This window comes from Oceanisphaera pacifica (assembly GCF_017498065.1).
Taxonomy (GTDB): domain Bacteria; phylum Pseudomonadota; class Gammaproteobacteria; order Enterobacterales; family Aeromonadaceae; genus Oceanimonas; species Oceanimonas pacifica.
The window spans coordinates 1-575 of record NZ_JAGDFX010000037.1; the positions used below are offsets into that span (position 1 = coordinate 1).

Sequence of the window (575 nt, forward strand, 5' to 3'; positions counted from 1 at the left end):
GCGGAGTGGTAGTTCAGTTGGTTAGAATACCGGCCTGTCACGCCGGGGGTCGCGGGTTCGAGTCCCGTCCACTCCGCCATTAATTAGAAGCCCTTAGCTTATTGATAGCTAAGGGCTTTTTGCTTTTTCATCCCCGATAAAACTCTTCATTCCTACTTCGTCAAAGCCACCTCTGTGACCAAACCGTGACCATTTGGTGACCACACACTTGTTTTGTCCGGTGTTCAAAGCTGTTTCAGCTAGTACGATTGGTATAATACCAATCGCACTAAAGAAGTAGTCAGTTTTACCTGCTGCAAAAGCCTAACAAAGGGGGGTGGCTACACGCTACGGGGCTAATGATACTGTGAGTTACGGAGAGTAAGCTTGTTCCATCTGGCTTCAGCACATGACGCCCCTGTCATGTGATGGTCGGTGGAGCCACTCTCTTTATTCGGCCATCAGCCACTGATACCATTCTGTAAAATTAACTGGTCAGATTTATCCACTCTCTGGAGCACATTTGTGTCACGCGTTCGGCACTTTCAATAAAGGTGTTCCAGGCCTCGCAGACGCTGCTCATGATGTCTTCATAA

General features: G+C 48.3%; 1 tRNA gene. It reads left to right on the forward strand.

The features are described from left to right. Positions 1-2: 2 nt before the first annotated feature. A tRNA-Asp gene (locus J3U76_RS14355) sits at positions 3-79 on the forward strand. The last annotated feature ends 496 nt before the right edge of the window (positions 80-575 follow it).